We start from the raw sequence: 23,614 nt of genomic DNA, 5'->3' as shown, positions 1-23,614 counted from the left end.
TTCTCTCTCCCCTTCAACTAATCTATTACTTTTTCTACTCGTATATATTGTCGTTTGCTAGACAGCTCAGTTTTTCCTTATCTTTGAGAATAATGGAGCCTTTCTTTTTTTCAATAACTCCTTGCGCTACAAATTTCTGAAGAACACGATTTAAATGCCGGTAAGTCGTTCCGATTAAATTAGCTATATCTTTTAAGCTTTCTGTTTTTTGATTCATAACCAAATGCGATTCTTCACAAAAAATAGAGAGCAAGTAACTAGCCAGCCGTACTTCCACTGGGTACATTAAATTAAAGCTTAGCGAGTTCGATTTTGCGCAAAACTTTTTTGTGAGCATTTCCAGTAAAAACGTCAGCAGCTGTGGATCATTGCTCGCATGCTGTTTTAATCGTTTGTATGGTATGCCGATAACAACTAAAGGTGAAACGGCTTCAACCGTATTCATAATCTCAACATCTTGTACATACTCAATATCGCCTATTACTTCAAGGGGCTGTTTAAAGGAAAGAACAAGCGTCTTGCCTTCGGGCGATATGGTATAAACTTTAACCTTGCCTTTCATCAATATGTACAAACAGTGAGACGCATCTCCTTGAGAACAAAGACGTTCCCCTGCCTCGACATCATACAGTGACAAATGCGGTAGTAACTCTTTTTTGAAAACCGACTCTAATTTATAAGTATTTATATACTCCATCAGCTGTTTCTCACTCGTAATTTCCCTCATGTTTTCCTCTCCATCATAACGGTTTCTTTTATTAAACAATAACACTTCCTAAAATAAAAAGGACATATGTCTCAAATAAAGTTTTAATTTTTACGTTATGTTCATAGATCACTTTCAAGAGAAATATATACACAAAAAAGACTCTAGCTTGTTCGCTTAGAGTCTTTTTGTTAAGCGCTCTTGTTCTTTCTGGCGTATCCAACGTAAATAAAGACGCCAATCAGCATCCAGCCGATTGAATACATCCACGTTTTCATTGATAAGTTGAACATGAGAAAGATACAGCAAAGAATAGCAATAATCGGAATAAATGGTACAAAAGGTACTTTGAAACCGCGTTTTAAATTAGGCTGACTTTTTCGCAGAGCCAAAATCGAAAATGAAACGGCAGCAAACGTGACAATCGCCAGCATATTCGCTAAATCTGCCAGCTGTTTTAAATCAACAAAACCAGCTACGATCGCGCCTAACGCCCCGACAAGCCATGTGGATATGACAGGTTCACTGTTTTTTCGGTTTACTTTCGCAAAAAGAGACGGCAATAATCCATCATGGCTCATTGACATCAGTATGCGAGGCACGACAAACAAATAAGCAAATACGACGGCCATAATACCAATAACCGCTCCTATAGATACAATGAGCGCTGCCCATTCTTGTCCTACGCTATTGAGCGCATATGACAATGCATCGCCTACGTTTAGCTCTTTATAAGAAACCATTCCTGTTAATACTAATGCAATTACTACGTAAATGACTGCACAAACACTCAGTGCAATCAAAATACCTAGCGGCAAGTTTCTTTGCGGATTTTTCACTTCTTCTGCCGAAGTAGAAATGGCATCAAATCCGTTATAAGCAAAAAAGACGGAAGCTGCGCCTGCAAAGATTCCTTTCACACCAAAAGGGGTAAATGGATGCCAGTTATTTGTATGAATAAAAAAGACGCCGACAGCTACAAATAAAAGAACAATACCTATCTTGATTAAAACCATTAAGTTATTTATTTTTTTACTTTCTTTTACCCCTCTTGTTAATAAAAACGACATGCACAGCACAATAAATACCGCGGGAAGGTTGATAACACCTCCATCGCTTGGTATAGCCGTGAACGATTCAGGAAGTCTAATACCAAATTCAGTAAGCACATTATTCACATAAGATGACCATCCGCCCGCTACGGAAGCTAAAGATACCGTATAGCATCCTACGATGGACCACCCTATCAAATGCGCTGCAAATTTTCCTAATGAAACATATATGTATGTATATGCGCCTCCCGAACTTGGAACAGCTGAACCAAATTCTGCATAACACAGTGCAACAAGAATACAGGCTACTGCAGAAATAACAAAGGAAATGGAGACCGAGGGCCCTGCATCCCTGGCGGCAACTAGCCCTGCTATAACCAGAACTCCTGTCCCAATAGTTGCTCCTACTCCCATCAAAATAACATCAAATAACCCCAGTGTCTTAGTTGATTCTTTTGCTGCATTTTCCTCTAACAGCTTGTTAACATCTTTTTTTACAAACAGATTACTCATGATGACTAACCTCTCTTCATCTCATTACGAGTGACTACTTTTTAGTGGTAGATCTTTCTATATATGTAACAGTGAATTATTTTACTACATTTAATTTTCTGTGTAAAATAATTTAGTTTTTGAACTTTTTAATGATTAAAATAAATTTACTAGTGATGTTTTTTATAACACCATTATGATGTACCCGAACAGACTAAAAATATGTGTTAACAACTTTCTCAAATTTGGCTTCATTCACGATTGCTTTTGTACTATACTAAAGAAAAACTTCATAGGAGCAACGTAAAAGATGAACTTATTTTATTTTCTAAAGGGGTTAGTGATCGGTTTTTCCGTTGCTGCTCCCGTCGGTCCCATTGGGATTTTATGTATCAACCGCACGTTATCTAAAGGGCGATTACACGGATTTGTATCCGGGCTGGGAGCAGCTACAGCAGATGCTCTTTATGGATGCATCGCTGCGTTTGGCCTAACGTTCATTACAACCTTTTTACTAACCCAAAAGATTTGGCTTCAGCTGATTGGGGGATTATTTTTATGTTATTTAGGTGTACAAACTTTTTGTTCTCGACCTGCAGAGCACGCTGCCGCTGCTAAAGGAGAAGGTTTACTTCGTTCTTATACATCCGTTCTTTTTTTAACGGTTACGAATCCAATGACGATCTTATTTTTTATTGGCGTATTTTCTGGTGTAGGCATTAGTAAATCAGCATTTGATGCTGCTTCTGCTTTGACAATGGTTGCAGGCGTATTTTTAGGATCGGCCTGCTGGTGGCTTTCGCTCAGTTTTGCTATTAGTCTTGCCCGGTCGAAGTTTACGAATAACAGCTTGATCTGGATAAATCGTATTTCGGGAGCGGTAGTACTGACTTTCGGGATATTTGCGTTATACAAGTTGCTATAAAAAGTTATTTGTCTCCTTTTCTGGGGACAAGTGACTTTTTAAATAGAAAAGAATAATCTTAAAAAATACCCTAAACGCTGTGTTTTCTGTATAATAGATAAATAGAAAAACAGAAAAAGTATAAAAAATGCTTGAAAACTACATACTCAATCATTAGTCTTCAAACATAATAAGGGGAAATAAAGCATGACCATTCTTCTAGTAGATGACAATCAAGTCAATCTATTTGTGATTGAAAAAATTTTAAAAGGCGCTGGCTACGATAACTGTGTGTCTCTTACGTCTGCCCATGCCCTTTTTGACTATCTTAACCTGGACGATGAGAACTCAAAAACGAATTCGGTCGATTTGATTTTACTTGATATTATGATGCCCGAAATTGATGGAATCGAAGCCTGCAGGCGAATTCAACAGGTAGAACGCTTAAAACATATTCCAATTATCTTTGTCACAGCCCTAGAAGACAGCAGCAAATTAGTAGAAGCTCTAGACGCCGGCGGAACAGATTACGTTACAAAGCCGATCAATAAAGTGGAACTGCTGGCTCGTATGCGGGTAGCCTTACGTCTTAAAGCAGAAATTGACTGGCACACGGAACATGAAAAGAAAATTCAAACTGAGTTAGATTTAGCTACGCACGTACAGCAAAACTTACTCAGTCCCCCTTTACGAGAGAAAGATATTCAAATGGAAGTTTCATATTATCCTTCTTTTAAATTAGCGGGTGATATGTACTATTGGCACAAAATTGACGAGCACCGGTACGGAATTATCCTTTTTGATATGATGGGGCACGGCATCTCTGCCTCGCTTGTTTGTATGTTTATTTCGTCTGTGCTCAGAGAAGCTATCAAGTCTCTCGTAGACCCTGAGCAGGTTATTACAGAGTTGAATCGCTACATGGAATTATTGCACAGCGAAAAAGATGAAATCCCTTACTATTTCACTGCTATTTATTTAGTGATTGATACGAAAGCTAAGACAGTAGAATATGTGAATGCGGGGCATCCAGAAGGTTATATGTTAGTGGATGAACATACGCTTGTTCCTCTTCAACGAGGAAGCTGCCCTGTAGGTTTTTTTGAAGAAATGGACGTTCAGAAATCTGTTGTCAGCTTTGAAAACGATGTGCAAATTTTGCTATTTACAGACGGAGCTCTTGAATCAATGGGCCCTTGCGAAAATGAATCTGCTCTTCGTCTTCAAAAGCTTACTGAACAAAAATGGACAAATCCGCAGACATTTATGAATGAAATTTTTTCAGAAGAACAAAAGTTAAATCAGCCTGATGACATGTGCGTGCTTATGATTCAAGCCCAAGCACAATAAAAAAAGACCTCACAAATGAGGTCTTTTTTTATTGCTTTTGATAAATGCGCTCGTTCCCTGCAAACTCGATATAAGAAGCTGCTCCTTCAGCAAAGCGAAGCGTTTCTTTATCACCAAGCCCAAGAAATCCTTTTGCACACAGGCTTTCTGAAAATAAATTATACACTTGATTTTGCAGCTGAGCTGTAAAATAAATAAGGACGTTTCGGCAAATGATGACGTGAAATTCATTAAATGACTGATCCGTGACTAAATTATGCTGAGCAAAGATAATATTTTTTAACAGCGACGGATGAAAATATGCATAGTGATGATCCGTCTGATAATATTCCGAGAAGGCGTTCTTTCCACCGGCTTGAATATAATTTTTTGTATATGACTTCATTTTACGTAAAGAAAAGGCACCTTGTTTTGCTTTTTCTAATACATCTTCGTTCATATCGGTTGCGTAGATGACCGTTTTATCCATTAACCCTTCTTCTTCTAAAAGAATCGCCATAGAAAATACCTCTTCGCCCGTTGCGCAGCCAGCGTGCCAAATGCGAATTTCTGGATAATCCTTTAATACCGGAATCACTTTTGTGCGAAATGCTTTAAAAAAGCTGGGATCGCGAAACATCTCTGTTACATTTATCGAAAAATCATTTAAAAGCTGATTCATAAATTCTTCTTCATGAATTGCTTTTTCTAACAATCGAGATACGGTTGGAATACGTTCAATTTTCATTCGATTATAGACCCGGCGACAGATAGAAGATTTAGCGTACTGTCTAAAATCGAATCCTGTTAATCGATAAATAGCCGTCAGCAGTAAATCAATCTCCAAATCTGTTTTTTTATTCATAACTAAGTCTTCACTTAAATCTAGGTGCTTCATATCCATTTATGTTTCATACCCCGCTTAATTTACTAGCCATACACGCATAACGGAGAACAGCTGATTCAAATCTAAAGGTTTGCTGATATAATCTGATGCTCCAGCTTCCAAGCATTTTTCACGATCATTTTTCATCGCTTTAGCGGTTAATGCAATAATAGGCAAATCAACAAGCTTTAGCTCTCCTCTAATTTTCTGCATCGCTTCATATCCGTCCATTTGCGGCATCATAATATCCATTAAAATGAGATCAAATGGTTCACTATTCTTCATCATTTCAAGACACTCTATTCCGTTATGAGCTGTCATAATGGTCATACCTTGTTTAGCTAGCGCAGTTTTTAAGGCAAAGATGTTGCGCTGGTCATCATCTACGATGAGCACTCGCTTATCCTGAAATACATTTTCATCATCTTGTAATGAAGGTTCAACTGGTTGTACAGGATAATGAATTTCAGTTATTTCTGCTTCAGGTTTAGGTTCTTCTACAGCTTCTTCTACAGATACTGCTACTTCTTCATATGCAAAATTTACTTTTTCATAGTCAACAAGACCGTTAGAGAGACTAGGAAGATAGAGTGTAAACGTACTTCCTTTTCCTACTTCACTGCTTAGGGAAATCCAGCCGCCCAATAATTTTGCAAACTCACTGCAAATAGATAAGCCAAGTCCCGTTCCTCCGTACTTGCGAACCGTAGCTCCATCGGCCTGCTGAAACGCTTCAAAGATAAGCTGATGCTTTTCTTTTGGTATACCAATCCCTGTATCAGCTACAGCTATTTCTAGCCAGCAATCCGTATCGACTGTACGCATAGCTGTTGTAAGACGATGGTCAGCTACTCGTTGAATAGATACTGTGACAGATCCCGATTCCGTAAATTTAAATGCATTTGATAAAAGATTTTTCACAATTTGCTGGAATCTCTTTTCATCTGTGTGAATGATGTCCGGTACATCTTGTGCTTTATTAATTTTTAATTGCACTTCTTTCTGTTCAGCAACGTGGCTGAAATTACGTTCAATTTGATCTGGAAGCTCACTCATATTCATCTCAGCAAGCAAGACATCTAGTTTTCCAGACTCTACTTTTGATAAATCCAAGATGTCGTTGATTAATGCCAACAAGTCTTTTCCTGAAGAATGGATAATACGAGCATATTCTTCTTCATCTTCAGATAGCGTTTTAGCCGCGTTTTCCTCAAGCATTTCAGACAGAATAAGAATGCTGTTAAGCGGTGTTCGAAGCTCGTGCGACATATTAGCAAGGAATTCAGATTTGTATTGAGAATTCAATTCCAGCTGATGCGCTTTTTCTTCTAAATCTTCTTTTGCAGCCTCTAATTCAAACGATTTTTCTTCTGCATCTTTTGTTCTTTCTTCTAGCTGTTCATTAATCATACGCAGCTCTTCAGACTGCATTTGCAGCTCTTCTGATTGTGTTTGAAGTTCTTCAGACTGAGCCTGGAGCTCTTCTGTCATCGCCTGAGATTCTTTTAATAGACGGGCAATTTCCATTCGTCTGATTACACCATTGATAGTGAGACCAAACGTTTCAATCACTTGACTAATAAGTTCTTGCTCTAAAACTGTAAATTCGTGCAGCGATGCCAGCTCGATAACTGCAATTACTTCATCTTCAAATAAGACGGGCACAATAAAAATACTCTTAGGTTTTACGTCTCCTAATCCTGAAGCAATGAGCTGGTACGTGTCAGGTACATCGTTTATGACAAGGGTTCTTTTTTCTAAAGCAGCTTGTCCAATAAGCCCTTGGCCTATCAAAAAGCTCTCTCTTCCCGCGTCGCCTTTTCTATCTGCAAAAGCAGCTTGTTTGACGAATAGATCTCCTTTATCATTTTCCTCTCGAACATAAAATGCTCCGAAAGAAGCTCCTGTCATTTCTGAAACCGTAAAGAGAAATTTTTCCGCAAGCTTGTCTACAGATGCTATACCTTGGTACATCGTTACAGCATGAGCAATGTTCGTTTGAAGCCAGTTTCGCTCTTCAATATTTTCTAACAACGCGTTCGTAGCTATCCCTAAATCTTTAATTTCATCATTAGATCGAACTTTAATTCTTCCTTTTAACTCGCCTTTTGAAGCCGTAATTCGTTTGATCGTTTGCGTAACTTCTTTAATCGTATTCACAATGGAATTGGACAAAACAATAGCGATAGCAAGTGAAACAAGCGTAACAAATAACAGCAAACCGTAAAGTCCAATTTTAATTTTTTGATTTTTCTCGTCTAACTCTGTTGCTCTTGTTTCAGTCGATTTTTTCTCTACATTTCTAAAAGAAGTAAACTGGCTGCGTATATCATCCATATACTGGCGCCCAGGATCTTTCTCAAAAAACTGCTGAAGCTCTTTTGTATTATTTTCTTTTTTAAATGCAATGGTCGGTTCACCAGCAGCTTCAATCCAGTCTTGAATGCTTCCTTTAATCTTCTCCAGTTTCTCCTGCTGATTTGGATTATTATTTAGAAGCTGATACAGCGCATTATAATCTTTTTCCCAACTTGATGCTGCACTGTTATAAGGCTCTAAGTAACTCGCTTCTCCTGTAATAATATAGCCCCTTTGTCCGGTTTCCATATCGAGCAGGTGTTTTTCAATTCGATTGGTCAGATCATGCACTTCAATATCATGATCAATGATAAAATTTCGTTCTTTTTGCAAAGATGAAATTTGACTGTTTAAAACAATAAATGCAATAAATAAACAGACAATAACAATTAAATATCCAATAATAATTTTGGATTTGATGCCAAACCTCGTTTTCTTTTCCATAATGTTCCTACTTTCATTCTAGATATTCTTCTAGAAGCATTCGAAAAACATGTTTATTTTTGCTGCTGTACCATTTTACGTTTGGTACACTCTCTCCACTCCATTTTCCTTTGTTTGATAAGGCTCTCTCTTTTTCCTATCAAGTCAACATTCCTATTATACACTCTATTTTTGTACAGAAGAATATTTATTGTACAAGAGGGAAAGATTAATTTTCCAGTTTGCAAATACCTATTTTCAAGCTGTCTATAAAAATAGGCCCATGCTGTTAAAAGCATGAGCCTATCTTACAATATTTTTGTACACAATAAGGTAATGAAAAGTAATTTATGCTTTGGGGAATCACATAAATTATGACAACATAGGTATAAATAAATACTTACATGCGAAACGTAAAGCATTCATTATTTAAATTGTACTTGGATAATAGAAAGCAATGCCACTTTTTTTAATTTAAATATATTTTTTTAATTTACATATCAGGTTAAAAAACTTTCATTTATTGAGATTTTACCGAACTTAATCCGTTAGCAAAACTGCAGATAAAAAGTTCTCCCCCAAAAAAACAGTCTCTAAGTCAATAGCTTCACTTATGAGACAACCTTTTCTTTTCCATCTATTATTTTACCCAGCTTTCCGTCACTTTTTTATTTTTAGAAATCCAGTTTTTCACACCTTTTGTTTCGTCTTTTGCACTGTTAATTTCTGATTCTAAAGATGCTAGTTGATCGGCACTAATAGAAAAATCTTTCAGCCACTTTGCTGCTTCTGGATAATCTTCTTTAAATCCCTTTTTGCTAATCGACTGTATTTTTTCAGGTCCAGTTGGATTCATCGTATTTTTGGGATCTTTTAAGTATCTGAGATTATACTTTTCAAAAGCCCAGTGGGGGCGCCATAACGTAACAACAATGGGTTCTTTATTAGCAATGGCTTTATCTAACTCCGATAACATGGCGGCTGTGCTGCTTTCTACTAAATTCCAGTCTGTTAACCCATAGCTTGGCATCGCATGATCTTTAGTAAGGCCGTTTATTCCAGATCCTGGTTCAATACTAATAATCTTTCCGTTAAACTCATCTTTCTTATTTTTTAAATCAGCTAGTGACTGCGCGTCTACGTAGTCGGGAACGGCCAATCCGCTATCTGCTTGATCATACCAAGTACCGAGCACGTCAACTTGTTTTCCAAACCTTTTCATATAAGCACTATGGATGGTCGGCATCCATACATCCAAAAATAAATCAATGTTTCCTTGAGCAACTCCTGAGAAAAGCGGAGCTACGTCGCTTTGAACTGCTTTAACTTTATAACCTTTTCCCTCTAATAATTCCTTCCATAGAAACGTAACAGCTACGGCTTCGTCCCATGGTATGTATCCAATTGTAATTTCTTTTTTAGTCGTCGTGCCGCTTGCTGTATTGCTATTGCCACATGCGGAGACAAGCAGCATAATGACGATTGTTAGCATAATAAAAGAAAATTTTTTTGATTGTTTCATATACTCCCACCTTTATTCATTTTATTTACTTGATTGAATACCTTTTCTTTTTTGAGTAGAAAGGTGCGTCAGACGATCTAAAATAACGGCAATAATGACAACCGCAATCCCACCGATAAATCCTAAGCCTACATCCAACATACTGATGCTTCTTAATACCTCAGCACCCAAGCCACCTGCACCGACCATTGAAGAAATAACAACCATCGAAAGAGATAGCATAATAACCTGGTTTACACCCGACATAATCATAGGCAAAGCGAGCGGCAGCTGGACTTTAATTAATTTTTGCCATTCCGTCGCTCCAAAAGCTTCTGCTGCTTCTAAAGTGGTTTGGGGAACTTGCTGAAGTCCAAGCAGCGTCAGACGAACCGCAGGCGGCATTGCGAAAATAAAAGTAGCAATAAGAGCTGTAACATTCCCTAATCCAAATAAAAGTACGGACGGAATTAAGTAAACAAAAGCAGGCATTGTTTGCATAATATCAAGAATGGGCTTTATCACTGCTCCAACTTTGTTAAAGCGGTGTGATAATATGCCTAAAGGAACGCCAAATAGAAGTGAGATAATAGTAGAAGCTAAAACGAGAGATAAGGTCAGCATCGATGCTTCCCATAAATTCAAGCTAATAATAAGAAGTAAACCAAAACATGTAAATACAGCTATCTTCCAATCTGTTAACCATAGCGCTAATAGAACAAAAACAACGACCGTTACTAGTGGAGGAGAAGCCGTCAATGCCCATTCGAGACTGCTTATTAAGCTGGTCATTATCTGGTTAATTCCAGTAAATACACCTGAAAAACTATCAATCATGTAATCAACAAACGAATTTGCCCATTTATCTAAAGGGATGCGAGGAATCGTCGCGGAATTTACCATCATATTTATCGGACCTCCATTTGATATGACTTAACTTCTTGTTGCTCGGTCACTGAAGTACGTTCAGTGAGATTTGCAATAAGAGTGCTTGGGGAAATCATACCTTGTAGGCGATGATAGTTATCAACAATGACTACAGGCGAATGACTGTCTGTAAATAGAGGAATCATTTCTTGTAAAGACATATCAGGATTAACACAATGCGGCTGTGTCATTTCTTTTCCTTTTAAATCATGCTTATGAGCTTCTATCAGCTCCATCACCGTATAAATGCTCATTAAGCCCAATAAGCGATCAGCGCTATCAAGAACAAAAATAGTAGATAAATGATTGGTTCTCATTCTTCTTAATACGACTTGCGGTGATTCATACTCATAGGCAGCCGTTTCTACCGGAATCACCGCGTCTTTAGCAAGGCGAATTTTGCCGTAATTAACGTCTTGAACAAGCAGCTTTACATAATCAGTTGCCGGTTGACTTAAAATATCTTCAGCGGTTCCAAGCTGTACAATTTCCCCGTCTTTCACCACGGCAGCCCGGTGGCCTAAAGTTAATGCTTTATCCAAATCATGCGTCACAAAAATAACTGTTTTTTGTACTTCTCCCTGAATATCAAGAAATAGCTTTTGCATATCTCTTCGAATAAGAGGATCTAAAGCTGAAAAAGGCTCATCCATCAGCAAAATCTCCTGTTCAGAAGCAAGAGCTCTTGCTAGTCCAACCCGCTGCTGCATACCTCCTGATAATTCATAAATTCTTTTATAAGCTTGTCCATTTAAGCCCACCATTTCAAGCGCCTTTTTCCCTCGCTTTTCTCTTTCGTTTGCTGATACACCTTGTATCTCTAGACCAAACGTAATGTTGTCAATCACAGTGCGGTTTGGAAGGAGGCCCACATTTTGAAAGACCATCCCAATTTTATTTCTCCGGACTTCCTGAAGCTGTCTTTTTGGCATATGAGAAATATCTGTGTTTTCTAGATATACCGTCCCTTCTGTCGGTTCTACAAGCCCGTTCAAGCATCGAAGTAAAGTAGATTTCCCGCTTCCTGATAATCCAATTAACACAAAGGTTTCTCCCTTTTTCACTTCGAAATGAGCATTGTAAATAGCAACGGTTGTCTTAGTAGCTTGTTCGACTTCATATTTACTTTGTCCAGCTTCTCGTAGCTTAAGAGCCTGTTCTTTTTGGCGACCAAATACTTTTGAAACATCGGTAACTCGGATAATGGGTTCTGTTAGTTTAGAGCTTGTACTCAATTTATTTCCCCCTTATTTTAAAGTAGATTGTTAGAGGTGGTCTGACACCTCAAAGTAACGTGTCAGACCACTTCTACTTACTATTCGACCTTCATACCGATTGCTTCCAATACATAATTGTAAAAATGAGAAACGTGCTGTTCGATAGGTACTAAAATACCTCCTTCTTTGTAAGATTTTGAGCTCATATTTTCTTGACACCACTCACACGCTTCAAAGTCTTGTAAATTCACGCGGTGAAATAATTCCACAGCATCTTTTGGGTCAAAATCAGGCTTAGCCATTTCCTCCGGGTCGAATAACCATTCACAAATCACTTTAGACTTTTCCGCACTAATTGGAATAATACGATGAATAATAACGTGATCCGGTGTTAAATTGATAAATACAAGCGGCAGAACGGTAATGCCAAAATACGTGCGGTCATCTTCAGGAAGCAATCCTTTTAACATAGGGCGGCTTCCTTTCCCGCTGATTGAAAAAGCTTCTAATTCATCCCCAAACTTAGCTCCGCCTCCCACGGAACTTTGAGTGCCGACTCCCGAACGAAATTCAGGCAGCGTTGCCGTAAGTTCAGGGTGAATAGAGGAACAGTGATAACACTCTTGAAAGTTTTCTACAATAAGCTTCCAGTTTGCCTCAACTTCATATTCTTCACGGTGAGCAGATTTCAAGTTTTGAATTTCATATCTAGTAAACGTATAAAGTTCTCCAAAACGATCAAAAATTTGTGCGTCTAGCTGGTATTCAACAGACATAGGATTGTCAGATAAATTAACCCAAACCATGCCGTGCCACACTTCAATGTGAACGGATGTTAGTGCATAATTTTCATTATGCACGAGTTCCTCTCGACAGTGGCTTGTGTTAGGAACACCTACTAGATCACCATCTAAGCTATAGCTCCACGAATGATATGGACAGCGAATCACACCTGCTTTACCGGATGCTTGGCTGCACAGCTTAGCTCCTCGATGCCGACATACGTTCAAGAATCCACGCAGCACGTGATCTTTTCCTCTAGTAATTAAAATATTTTCGTCTTCAACTCTCGTCGTAATATATTGTCCCGGCTCTGCTATTTCGTATTCAAATGCAACTAAACTCCATGATTTAGAAAATATATGATCTTTTTCTAACTTAAAAATGTCCGAAGATGTATACAGCTCTCCTTTCAACGTGGGCTCAAGTCTCCCATTATCATTCACTAAACCATGTTCCATAACCATCTACTATTCCTCCTTCGCTTCTTTAGAAACATTTAAATAGAACCATTCGCAAGAGCTAACGACGATTTATACTATTTTATTCGCCGCAAATCGCTGTGGAGTAAACAAATCAATTGGGTGATTAGTTTTTCCCTCTATCACTAAATCTGCTAAAATCTCTCCTACTACGCTTGCAAACTTAAATCCATGCCCAGAAAATCCCGCTGCAATCGAAACTTGAGGATATTCAGGATGCAGTGAAATGACAAAATGTTCATCTGGTGTATTGGTATACATGCACGTTTTCCCTTGTAAAAATCGACCGTTAAGCTGCGGAATACCTTGAGCTAGGTAGTGCCGCATCATGTTCACTTCGTCTTCATATATATTTCGATCAATCGTTTCCGGCGTACACGCTGTTCCTTTTCGGAAAAACGCCACTTTTGCTCCTTCAGCCTTTAATCCAAACGAAGGGAAACCATACAACTGTACATAATCATCTGCTTCCCAAATATAAATCGGCTGTTTTCCCACTGAAAAAATATCTATTCCTTGTGTTGGTTCAAAAAACATTTGCACATGACGCTCTACTTGTAAGCTAACACCTAAATCCCGTAATAAATCAGGTGCCCAGGCGCCTGCAGAAATAATGATTTTTCCAGCTTCATATATTCCATTAGCTGTTACAACGCGCACGCCTTCACCAGAAGGATGAGCTTCCCACGACACCACTTCCTCAAAAAAATGAAGCTCAGCTCCGTACTTTTCTGCTTGAAGAAGGTGAGTATATACGCTCGCTTCCGGCCTAACGAATCCAGCTCTTTCTTCGTATAGAGCAACCGTAGCAGGTGAAGGTGTAAACGCCGGAAACCGTTTGTAAATATCCTTTGCTTCTAGAATCTCATACGCAAGATTCCACTGTTTAGAGCTTTCGATGCTTCCAGAAACCGTCAAGCTATCAGGAGGTCCCATCATAAGTCCACCGGTAACCGTAAAAATTTCTTGACCGCTTTCTCTTTCAATTTCATTCCATAATTCGTAGGCGCGAAGCAATAATGGAACGTAAGCAGGGTCTTCAAAATACGACTGTCGAATGATTCTAGAACCGCCGTGACTCGATCCTAGGTCATGAGCGGGACCGTATTGTTCTAACCCCAATACCCGCTGACCTTTTTTGGCGAGCTGATAAGCAGCCGTACTCCCCATAGCTCCTAATCCGATAATAATGACATCATAATGTGTTGACATCTGCATTCCTCCTGTCTTTCGATTGATCAATTAAACTACTGCCGGGGAGTGTGTCATCATTGTTGCTTTATAACGCTGACCAAAGTATTCGACTTCTAAAACCATCTCTTCATGTACAGCTCGAGATAATAAAGTGTGTACAATTCCTTTTCCTAAGCTGTATGAATAGCCGGCACTTGTCACAAATCCGAGGGCTGTTTCTCCATAAAAGACCGGTTCATATCCCATTACTATCGCTGAAGGATCATCTAATATGAGCGTCGCTAATACTGTTTCAGAATCTTTTCGCTGACGATCAAGCAATGCCTCTTTTCCAATAAAAAATGGTTTTGTTAAATCAACCATTTTATGAAGGTTAACTTCATATGGATGATGCTCGCTCCAAAAGTCTTTCCCGCTTTTTAACGAAAAAGATTCAATTCGAAGATTTTCAAGAGCACGGTCTCCCGCGGCAATCAGCTGATAAGGCTGTCCTTGTTCAATTAATAAATCCCATAAATTCAGGCCTTGATCAGAAGTCGTAATCAACTCCCAGCTCTCCATTCCCCCGTAGGAATCACGCAGAGCAAGAACTAAAATATTTTCGATAAACATCGTTTTCGCTTGTCCTTCAATCCAAGTGCTGCTAAGGTCTGAGCGTTGAACCACGGACTTCATTACTCCTGTAGCTTTAGGACCAATTAATGCTATACTGCATGTCCCTGACGTTACATCTTGAAAAACAACTTGACCGTTTTGAGGCACGTGTTTTTGAATCCAGCTTGCTTCTACGGCTCCCGTACAAACAATCAAGAAAGTGGATATATTTTTGCGAATAACCGTTATTTGATCTTTTATGCCGCCTCGCTCATGCAACATACACGTACGTATGCTTTGCCCTACTGTAATGTCTATATTTCCTGTCGTTAGCTTCTGTAAAAACTGGAGAGCTCCTTCCCCTTTAATTTCCAACCTTTTCTTTGCTGCCGTTGTATCGTAAATCGCTGCGTACTGACGAGTATGCAACTGTTCAGCCTCGATAATCGGTGACCAATATTCAGCGGACCACCCCTTTCTTATTACCATCTTCTTTTCATACGTAGATATAAGCGGATAGTTAGCTTCATACCACTGCGGCTGCTCCCACCCTGCTTTTTCGTTAAAATACGCTTTTAGTTCTTGCTGACGCATATAAAATGGACTTACGCGCATGTTTCGCGATACTTTTCGCTGCATAAATGGATGATGAATGCTATAAACCTCTTCATACTCTTCAATAGACCGCTGTTTGTAATAAACAGGGCTGCATGCATACGTATCGAAACGATTAATATCGCATAGCTCCAAATCCACAGTCGGTGCACCATTCATCATCCATTCAGCCATTTGCCTAGCGACACCTGCAGAGTGCGTTACCCATATGGCTTCGGCTACCCAAAATCCCCCTACTGCTTGTGATTCGCCAAGCAGCGGCATTCCATCAGGTGTGAAGGAAAAAATGCCGTTTATTCCTTTTTTTATCCCCCCTTGTTTTAATGCCGGAATTAGTTCCATTGAATCTTCCCACGGTTTTTCAAAATCTTTTGGTGTAAAAGGTTTAACAGAAGGCATTTCTTTTGTTTCTCCGTATTTTGTAATGTCACTGAGTTCGATTGGAAACGGCTCATGCTGATATGATCCAATCCCAAGCCCTTTCTCTACCTGACGAAAATAAATTGCATTATCCTGATCTCGAATAAGAGGAGTCGCCGCTTCTTCCGTTTCTCCGTTTAATTCAAGTAAATCATTTGTAAACACATATTGATGAGCCATTGGCTGAAGAGGAATCGTTACACCGACCATTTCTCCGATGCGAGGTCCCCAAAATCCGGCACAGCACAAGATTACATCTGCTTCAAATTTTCCAGCGCTCGTGTACACTGCTTTTACTTGACCATTTGTCACTTCGATATTCGTCACTTCTGTATGACCGTAAAATTCTACTCCGCACTCCTTAGAAAAACGAGTCATTTTATCAACGGCATGCAAAGGTTTGGCAATACCGTCTGACGGAACATAGAGACCTCCGCAAATACGCTCAGGACAAATCAGCGAATTTTTTTCTGCGCATTCTTGCGGTGAAAGAAGAAAAGCTTCGATTCCCCATGTGCTAGCAACACCAGCCTTTCTCTTTAGGTCTTCTAATCGCTCGGATGTACGGGCAACTTCTAAACTGCCGACAGGATAAAACGAGCGCTGTTCATCTGTACTCAACTCTTTAAAGGTCTCGACTGTTTGAGAAGCTAGTGTTGTAAGGATTTTTGAAAAGCTAAGCTGAAATACAAGCCCCGGAGCGTGAGAAGTAGATCCTCCCGTTTCAAACAAAGGGCCTTGCTCAATCACTGTTATGTTTCTTTGTCCCATTTTACTTAAATAGTAGGCAATGCTGCACCCGACAATTCCAGCTCCTATCACTACTATCCTCTTATGTTCCATCACTTTATATCTCCCTCCTTTTTTGGTTTAAAGATGTTAAATATTGTCGATAGTTAATTATATTTTTAATATTCATAATTTTCAAAGTATTTTGTTAAAAAGTGTGACATAGATTTTTTTTGCACTTTCTTTCGCTAATGTTCGGATAACGCTTTCTTAACTTTAAAACCCCAGATAAACCGTCGTCTTTTTCTTTCGAATAACGAATTTTAAAGAAACTATCTATCTATCTATCTATCTATCAAAATGACTCTTATCAATGGATGGTTATACTAAAAATGACGGAAAGAAGATAGCTAAAATAACTTAGCTATCTTCTTTTTCAACCATTTACCGATTAATTAATTTTGAAGGTCTAAATACTTTTGCTTATTTTTAGACCAAAGTTGCTTGTTTGACTACTTTTTTCATTTCTTCTGCAACGTTTCTTTTGTCTTTTTCACTTGTAATCCCCCCGCCTACAATCACAAGATCCGGCTGTGACTGCACAACTTCAGGAAGTGTATTCAGTTTAATGCCCCCTGCCACCGCTGTTTTTGCATTTTTCACAACTCGTTTAATCGTTTGAAGCTGCTCGAACGGGGTTTCTCCTTCAGCTTGAAGATCATACCCTGTGTGTACACAAATATAGTCAACACCGAGTGCATCGACTTCTTTTGCACGTTGTTCAAGGTTTTTTACATTAATCATATCAACAAGAATTTGTGTTCCTTGTTTTTTGGCCTCTTCTACAGCGCCTTTTATAGTCGAATCATCAGTAGCGCCAAGAATGGTAATAATACTAGCTCCCGCTTCAGAAGCTTTCATTACTTCATAAGCACCTGCATCCATAATTTTCAAATCAGCTAATACCTTTAAAGACGGAAAGGCTTCCTTGATTTCTTTGACTGCTTTTAACCCTTCGTTAATCACAACTGGAGTTCCAATTTCTACAATATCGATATACTCTTGAACCTCCTGCACTACTTCTTTTGCCTCTGAAATATTTACAAGATCCAATGCTAATTGAAGTTCCATACTGACTTCACTCCTTCATTAAATGGGGTTGTCTAGCATGAATTCATTGTAAAACCGTTACTTTCAAAAAAAAAGTAGGCACTTTTAAAACATATAGTCACTAAAAATATACTATGGACGCTTCAATGCAGCGTATCATTTTTATTTATAGAAAATTCTGAATAATAAGGGTGGTTTTATCCTTTTGAACAAAAGATTTTAACCCATATGGCTGGAATTGTTCATTTCAGGCTCTATAACGGTTTCCATATAATTTTTTCCCCACTCATCCATGCTCTTAAGGATAGGCATCAAGCTTCTCCCGTGTTCAGTCAAGGAATATTCGACTTTTGGAGGGACAACCGGATAGACTTTTCGGTGAACGATTTGATCTTCTTCTAATTCTCGCAGCTGACTTACTAACATTCGCTGAGTAATTCCCGGCATCATGGACTTTAACTCCCCAAATCGTTTCGTTCCTTCTTTTCCTAGGTGCCACATAATCAACATTTTCCACTTGCCTCCAATAATCGTTAACGTTAATTCCTTTTCACAGTTAAACGTTTTGCTAAAAAGTCTGCTCAATCGTTTTTCCTCCCTTTTTATGCGTAATAGTATAGTTTTAGACACTATATGAAAATAAAGTGTCTACTTATAAAGGAAAATTGTACCTGCTATACTGTAATCTGTAAAGGTGATAAAAGACTATATTCACTGCACTAGACCGTTAAAATAAAGGAGGAGATCAATTGGGCAGTGTAGCTCTTTCACGTGATAATTGTCTCAAGTCTCATTCACCACAAGCGTTAGAAGTGGATTCCATGACCTTTATCTTATTTGGAGCAACAGGAGATTTAGCTAAAAGAAAAATTTTTCCTGCGTTATATAATTTATTTTTAGATAAAAAGCTTCCTTCTTCCTTTTCTATTGTTGGTACGGATAGAAGCAACTGGTCTGATGATGCCTTTCAAATATATGTAGAAGAATCAGCAAAGACTTTTTCAAGGCGCTTTAGACAAGGTGAATCCAGGATAAGAGAATTTCTTAAGACAGTTCGCTATCATAAAATGGATGTTACCAATAGTGATGGATATGAACAGTTGCTGCATGCTATTCAAGAAGGCGAAGCAGAATTAAATATTCCTGAAAATCGTCTTTTCTATTTATCAGTGGCTCCTGAATTTGTAGACGTTATTGCTTCAAATATAAATAGCGGCGGATTGGGATCTACAAAAGGCTGGAAACGTCTTATTATCGAAAAGCCTTTCGGACACGATATACAATCTGCTCAAGTGTTAAATCAAAAGCTTACTGAAACGTTCAATGAAGAAGAGATTTATCGTATCGACCACTATCTGGGAAAACCCATGATTCAAAATTTGGAGGCTCTAGCATCTGCAAACCCTATTTTACAAGCACTATGGAATCATCACTACGTTGCAAATGTTCAAATTACAGCTAGTGAAACAGTTGGTGTGGAAGAAAGAGCGCCTTACTATGATCAGTCCGGTGCAATTAGGGATATGTTCCAAAACCATATGCTTCAAATGCTTATGATGACTGCCATGCAGCTGCCAAAGACACTTAACATCGCAAAGACTCGCCAACAAAAGATAAAAATTATGAAAAGCCTTCGCCCTCTACAAAAAGAGTTTATCCATTCGAACGTTATAAGAGGTCAATACGAAGCGGGAAAAATCCAAAATCGTTCCGTTATAGGATATAAAGATGAGCGCGGCATCAATGCTGCTTCCGTTAATGACACATTTATAGCAGTGCGGGTATGGATTGATCATGAGCTTTGGAAAGGAGTACCTTTCTATCTTCGCACAGGAAAAAGAATGAGTAAAAAATGCACGCGTATCGTCATTGAATTTAAACATCCTTTAAAGGATGTTTATACAGATGAAGAAGTTATTCCCAACCTTTTGGTTGTCGAAATAAGCCCAAATGAAGGTATATCACTGCAATTAAACAGCAAAAACCCTTTGAATGACAATAAAATCGAACCTATTTTTATCAATTTCTCAACAAATCAAAAAGAAGTACCCGAAGCTTATGAACTGCTGTTAGTTGATGCTTTACAGGGAGACTCCACATTTTTTGCTCATTGGGAAGAAGTTGAATTATCTTGGAAATGGGTGCAACCTATTTTAGAAGTTTTTAATGATGAACGCTTTCCTCTTCATTTTTATCCTGCGGGTACAATGGGACCAGCAGCTTCAAATCATTTGTTAGAAGACGATGGGTTTAAGTGGTGGTGATTACTTTTAACCTCGTTAAAAAGAGGCTGGGGTAAAAGTATTTTATTTGAAGAAAGATCCGAACGATGAAGCGAGATTCTTGATGGAGAATCGACCTCGTTCGGATTTTTTCATTGTGGTCGTAAACGTAGGTTTACTGTATGTAGCTGCTTCTAGTTGTTGATTGGAGGGCAAGACGAAGACTCCTGCGGGAAAGCGGAACAGGTGAGACCCCGCAGGAGCGTATGCGACGAGGAGGCTTACCGGCCGCCCGCGGAAAGCGAAGTCTTGCACGGAAATCAACTTCGGTGTAACAAGCAGTCGATACTAGCTCATGTATTCAATTTGTTCGTCTTTAGATTGGGTTAATGTAGTTATATCTTAATCTCGTTTATCAATGTTTCAAATACCTTCAATTGGCTAAATCTATGTCACTTAAAAAATTAAGCCTTCGTATCTTCTTTATTTAATATCAGCCATTTGATTTTTCGATCTCGCTCTTTTCTTTCTTGTTCATCAACCAAATCATATTTCTTCAGCAAATGAAACATCTCGTTTAATGTTGTTTGCGAAGGGTTTCGTACGAGAAACTCATGAAATAACGAGCGAATATCTTCTGGCAGCCATTGTGACTGCGAGTTAAACTTTTGCTGTACATCTTCTACCGAGTGGTCTAAATTACATTTACCCATACCTTTTCCTCCCTTTTTATGTAACTGTTTTGCATTTTTTAGTCTTCTTTGCGTTTAAACGTACTTGGCATAACAACTGCCACAACTTCTCCGGTCGCAACAATGATGTCACTCGCGTATACTTCTGTTTTAACTCTCCATTTCTTCGGGTGAATTTCTTCAACCGTTCCTATTGCTTTTAATACTTCACCCTGTGGCGTTGGTTTTTTAAAATCTACATGGAGAGAACCGGTAACAAACCGAGGCGGCTCTGCTGAATCTCCTATTTCGTAGCCATTTTTACGATATAGAGCAAGAGATGCAGAGCCTGTTCCATGGCAATCAATCAGTGATGCAAGAAGTCCGCCATAAACAAATCCTGGTATGGCTGTATGTTCAGCCTTAGGTGTATAAAGGGTAATGGTTTTTTCTCCTAGCCATCCTGTCCGAAAATGATAGCCGTCCTGATTTAATCGGCCGCAGCCATAACACCATGCAAAATCATCCGGATATTCGTCTTGAATCGCTTTCACTACTTTTCCCATGGTTCACCACTCCTTTTTTCGGAATATTTTAACACATTTTCTCCTACAATCGTTAGAACTAAACGGACTATTTTCAGTCTTACATAATGAAAAATCATAGAAGAAAAGCCTCACTTAAAAAATAAGTGAGGCTTTATAGTTAAAATTCTTCATAAGCAGCGGGGTCTTGATTATTAAGCCTTCCATCCTCGCGGTTCAATTCTGAAATCATATTCATCTCAGTTTCATCTAAAGAAAATGAAAAAATGGATATGTTCTCAAGCTGCCGCTTGCGAGATGACGATTTTGGAATTGAAATCGCCCCTAGCTGATAATGCCATCGCAAAATTACTTGTGAAACTGTCTTATTATGATGGTCGGCAATTTGTTTAATTGTTTCATTTTCTAAAACAGCACTTGCACGCCCTAGTGGACTCCAAGATTCAATTTGAATGTTTTTCTCCTGATACCAATTTCGATATTGATGTTGATTAAAAAAAGGATGCAGTTCTATTTGATTGATACTTGGTAAAATGCCGGTCTCTTTTTCCAAGCGCTCAATATGCTCAGGAAGAAAATTACAAACACCAATTGAACGGATTAAGCCCCAGCGCTTCGCATCAATCAATGCTTGCCAAGCTTCTACATAATGATCTTGTTTAGGATTAGGCCAATGAATAAGATACAAATCGTAATAGTCTAAATTCGCGCGATATAAAGATTCTTGGATAGTAGGAATTGCTTTGTCATACGTATGGTATCGCCCTGGGAGTTTAGACGTAACAAATAGTTCTTGTCTAGAAACCGGTGTTCTTCGAAGAGCTTGACCCACGGTGCCTTCATTTTCGTAATTATAAGCCGTATCAATTAGACGATACCCTACATCAATCGCACTCGTTATAGCGTTGACTCCTTCATTTCCGTTAAGCTTGTATGTACCAAAACCTATAGCAGGCAAGGTTACCCCGTCATTAAGGGTTATTTCAGGAATTACTTTACTCATTATTATCCACTCCTTTCGATCATGCCTTAAGGTTAGCATATATTATCCAATACTTGAATAAATTTGCACCTTCCCTTTTTTAAAAAGAGCAGTGCTTTCAACAAGTCAAAAAAGTGATTACGGAGAAACCTCCGTTTTAAACTCATTAACTTCGCACTTTTCTGTTTCTTTCTTGTTTTTAGTTAACGTAAAGAAAGCTACAAAACCTAAAAGTGCCGTACTAAATAAAATGGCAGCCATCGGAATCGCTGTTGTTTCGTTAATACCTACTAAAGGAGAAACAATTGATCCTAAAGTTAGTGGAAGCATCCCTAATACGGCACTCGCACTTCCCGCTCTATGTCCTTGATTTTTCATTGCCAATGTCACCGAGCCTGTGATCGTCATTCCTATAGAGATCATGTAAATAAAAATGGGAATTACAAGCGTAGCAAGCGGCCCTTTAAGCATGGTCATGATAAGAAGTACGCTAGTAGCACTTACAGCCGTAATCACGGCAATGCGAAGCAGGCTTCTTTCATGAAGAATTCCGCTAAAGCGCCCAATAATAAAGCTTCCAGTCACAATGGCCAAGCCGTTAATGCCAAACAAAATGCTAAAAACTTGCGGAGAAACATGGTAGATCCCTTGATAGACAAATGGAGTGCCTGATACATAAGCAAAGCTTCCTCCGTGGACCAGTCCGACAATTAAGGCATACCCAATAAAAGAACGGTCTTGTAATAAACTGCCCATCGTGCGAATGGAATGACCAATTGAACTTGGCGTTCTATTTTCAATTGGCAAAGTTTCTTTTAAACGCATTGAAATTGTTAAAACAATTAAAAGGCCTATTAAGCTTAAAAACAAGAAAATAGTATGCCAGCTTGCAAAAGGAAGAAGTAAAATAGCACCTCCGGCCATTGGTGCTATCATTGGTGCAAAGGCATTAATAACCATTAACAGAGCAAAAAACTTCGTAAGCTCTCTTCCACTAAAAACGTCTCTGACAATCGCGCGAGAAAGAACAACTCCTGCCGAAGCGGTAAACCCTTGTAAAAAGCGTGCGATGACTAAAGCTGTAATAGTAGGAGCCAAAGCACAGAGCAATGACGATATCATAAATAAAGAGATGGAAATGAGTAAAGGTCGTTTTCGTCCCTTCGCATCACTGATTGGACCGATCACGATTTGACCAATGGCAAGGCCTAGTAAACACGATGTTAAACTAAGCTGTACAAGTGAAGCTCGCGCATCTAAATGATCAGCAATAGCAGGGAAACTTGGCAAATACATATCGATATTAAGCGGACCTAATATCGCAAGCGTGCTGAGGAGAAACGCCAATCCTAGACGTTTTTTTCCAGTTGGATTATGAAGCATAATAGCAGAGCACCTTCCTTACCTAAATATTGTATTTTTACAGATAACACTTAGTCTATTGAAAGGCATCTCTTCTGTCTAGGACATTTGTC

The 23,614-nt window shown here is 38.7% G+C and carries 19 protein-coding genes; 3 read left to right on the top strand and 16 right to left on the bottom strand.

Annotation, left to right across the window (positions count from 1 at the left end; genetic code table 11):
- Positions 1–34: 34 nt before the first annotated feature.
- Both LJC66_RS07410 and LJC66_RS07405 read right to left on the bottom strand, forming a co-directional pair.
- Entirely contained in the window at positions 35–727 is a 693-nt protein-coding gene (locus LJC66_RS07410; protein ID WP_028408102.1) for a Crp/Fnr family transcriptional regulator, read from the bottom strand.
- Positions 728–897: 170 nt separating this feature from the next.
- Positions 898–2,271, bottom strand: a complete 1,374-nt coding sequence (locus LJC66_RS07405) for an amino acid permease (protein ID WP_195694896.1) — start codon at positions 2,269–2,271, stop codon at positions 898–900.
- Between the two features lie 289 nt (positions 2,272–2,560).
- On the opposite strand from LJC66_RS07405, the gene LJC66_RS07400 reads away from it, so the two are divergent.
- A complete protein-coding gene (locus LJC66_RS07400) occupies positions 2,561–3,175 on the top strand; it encodes a LysE family translocator (RefSeq protein ID WP_230932145.1) in 615 nt (204 codons plus the stop codon).
- A 186-nt stretch (positions 3,176–3,361) separates the two neighbouring features.
- Positions 3,362–4,504: a SpoIIE family protein phosphatase gene (locus tag LJC66_RS07395; RefSeq protein WP_195694898.1), complete on the top strand. Its 1,143-nt coding sequence runs from the start codon at positions 3,362–3,364 to the stop codon at positions 4,502–4,504.
- Positions 4,505–4,532: 28 nt separating this feature from the next.
- On the opposite strand, the gene LJC66_RS07390 is transcribed toward LJC66_RS07395, so the two are convergent.
- From LJC66_RS07390 to hxlR, 10 genes are all read right to left on the bottom strand, one after another.
- A complete protein-coding gene (locus tag LJC66_RS07390) occupies positions 4,533–5,387 on the bottom strand; it encodes a CheR family methyltransferase (protein ID WP_013056253.1) in 855 nt (284 codons plus the stop codon).
- An 18-nt stretch (positions 5,388–5,405) separates the two neighbouring features.
- Positions 5,406–8,171 carry a CHASE3 domain-containing protein gene (locus tag LJC66_RS07385; protein WP_195694899.1) on the bottom strand — a complete coding sequence of 922 codons (2,766 nt, stop codon included), beginning with the start codon at positions 8,169–8,171 and terminating at the stop codon, positions 5,406–5,408.
- A gap of 619 nt (positions 8,172–8,790) precedes the next feature.
- Positions 8,791–9,672 carry a glycine betaine ABC transporter substrate-binding protein gene (locus LJC66_RS07380; RefSeq protein ID WP_230932144.1) on the bottom strand — a complete coding sequence of 294 codons (882 nt, stop codon included), beginning with the start codon at positions 9,670–9,672 and terminating at the stop codon, positions 8,791–8,793.
- A 21-nt stretch (positions 9,673–9,693) separates the two neighbouring features.
- On the bottom strand, positions 9,694–10,557 hold the full coding sequence (locus tag LJC66_RS07375; protein ID WP_028408096.1) for an ABC transporter permease: 864 nt from the start codon (positions 10,555–10,557) through the stop codon (positions 9,694–9,696).
- Between the two features lie 2 nt (positions 10,558–10,559).
- Positions 10,560–11,813: a quaternary amine ABC transporter ATP-binding protein gene (locus tag LJC66_RS07370; protein WP_230932143.1), complete on the bottom strand. Its 1,254-nt coding sequence runs from the start codon at positions 11,811–11,813 to the stop codon at positions 10,560–10,562.
- 80 nt (positions 11,814–11,893) lie between these two features.
- The gene (locus LJC66_RS07365) at positions 11,894–13,042 is read right to left on the bottom strand and encodes an aromatic ring-hydroxylating oxygenase subunit alpha (RefSeq protein ID WP_230932142.1); all 1,149 of its coding nucleotides are present in this window, start codon (positions 13,040–13,042) and stop codon (positions 11,894–11,896) included.
- A 66-nt stretch (positions 13,043–13,108) separates the two neighbouring features.
- A complete protein-coding gene (gene solA / locus LJC66_RS07360) occupies positions 13,109–14,269 on the bottom strand; it encodes an N-methyl-L-tryptophan oxidase (protein ID WP_230932141.1) in 1,161 nt (386 codons plus the stop codon).
- 30 nt (positions 14,270–14,299) lie between these two features.
- Positions 14,300–16,723: a GcvT family protein gene (locus LJC66_RS07355; RefSeq protein WP_230932177.1), complete on the bottom strand. Its 2,424-nt coding sequence runs from the start codon at positions 16,721–16,723 to the stop codon at positions 14,300–14,302.
- Positions 16,724–17,098: 375 nt separating this feature from the next.
- On the bottom strand, positions 17,099–17,740 hold the full coding sequence (hxlA, locus tag LJC66_RS07350) for a 3-hexulose-6-phosphate synthase (RefSeq protein WP_013056245.1): 642 nt from the start codon (positions 17,738–17,740) through the stop codon (positions 17,099–17,101).
- A 198-nt stretch (positions 17,741–17,938) separates the two neighbouring features.
- Complete coding sequence (gene hxlR / locus LJC66_RS07345) at positions 17,939–18,304, bottom strand: transcriptional activator HxlR (RefSeq protein ID WP_028408091.1); 366 nt, start codon at positions 18,302–18,304, stop codon at positions 17,939–17,941.
- Positions 18,305–18,468: 164 nt separating this feature from the next.
- On the opposite strand from hxlR, the gene zwf reads away from it, so the two are divergent.
- Positions 18,469–19,983, top strand: coding sequence for a glucose-6-phosphate dehydrogenase (gene zwf / locus LJC66_RS07340; RefSeq protein WP_230932140.1), 1,515 nt, complete (start codon positions 18,469–18,471; stop codon positions 19,981–19,983).
- 422 nt (positions 19,984–20,405) lie between these two features.
- On the opposite strand, the gene LJC66_RS07335 is transcribed toward zwf, so the two are convergent.
- The 4 genes from LJC66_RS07335 to LJC66_RS07320 all read right to left on the bottom strand — a co-directional run bounded on the left by LJC66_RS07335 (position 20,406) and on the right by LJC66_RS07320 (position 23,522).
- Positions 20,406–20,654: a hypothetical protein gene (locus tag LJC66_RS07335; protein ID WP_028408089.1), complete on the bottom strand. Its 249-nt coding sequence runs from the start codon at positions 20,652–20,654 to the stop codon at positions 20,406–20,408.
- A 38-nt stretch (positions 20,655–20,692) separates the two neighbouring features.
- Positions 20,693–21,178, bottom strand: a complete 486-nt coding sequence (locus tag LJC66_RS07330) for a PaaI family thioesterase (protein WP_230932139.1) — start codon at positions 21,176–21,178, stop codon at positions 20,693–20,695.
- Positions 21,179–21,317: 139 nt separating this feature from the next.
- Entirely contained in the window at positions 21,318–22,160 is an 843-nt protein-coding gene (locus tag LJC66_RS07325; protein WP_230932138.1) for an aldo/keto reductase, read from the bottom strand.
- A gap of 117 nt (positions 22,161–22,277) precedes the next feature.
- Positions 22,278–23,522: a Bcr/CflA family efflux MFS transporter gene (locus LJC66_RS07320; RefSeq protein ID WP_230932137.1), complete on the bottom strand. Its 1,245-nt coding sequence runs from the start codon at positions 23,520–23,522 to the stop codon at positions 22,278–22,280.
- Between the last annotated feature and the right edge of the window lie 92 nt (positions 23,523–23,614).

This window comes from Priestia sp. TSO9 (assembly GCF_021029645.1).
Classification (GTDB): Bacteria; Bacillota; Bacilli; order Bacillales; family Bacillaceae_H; genus Priestia; species Priestia megaterium_E.
This window is presented reverse-complemented; position numbering and strand designations above follow the sequence as displayed.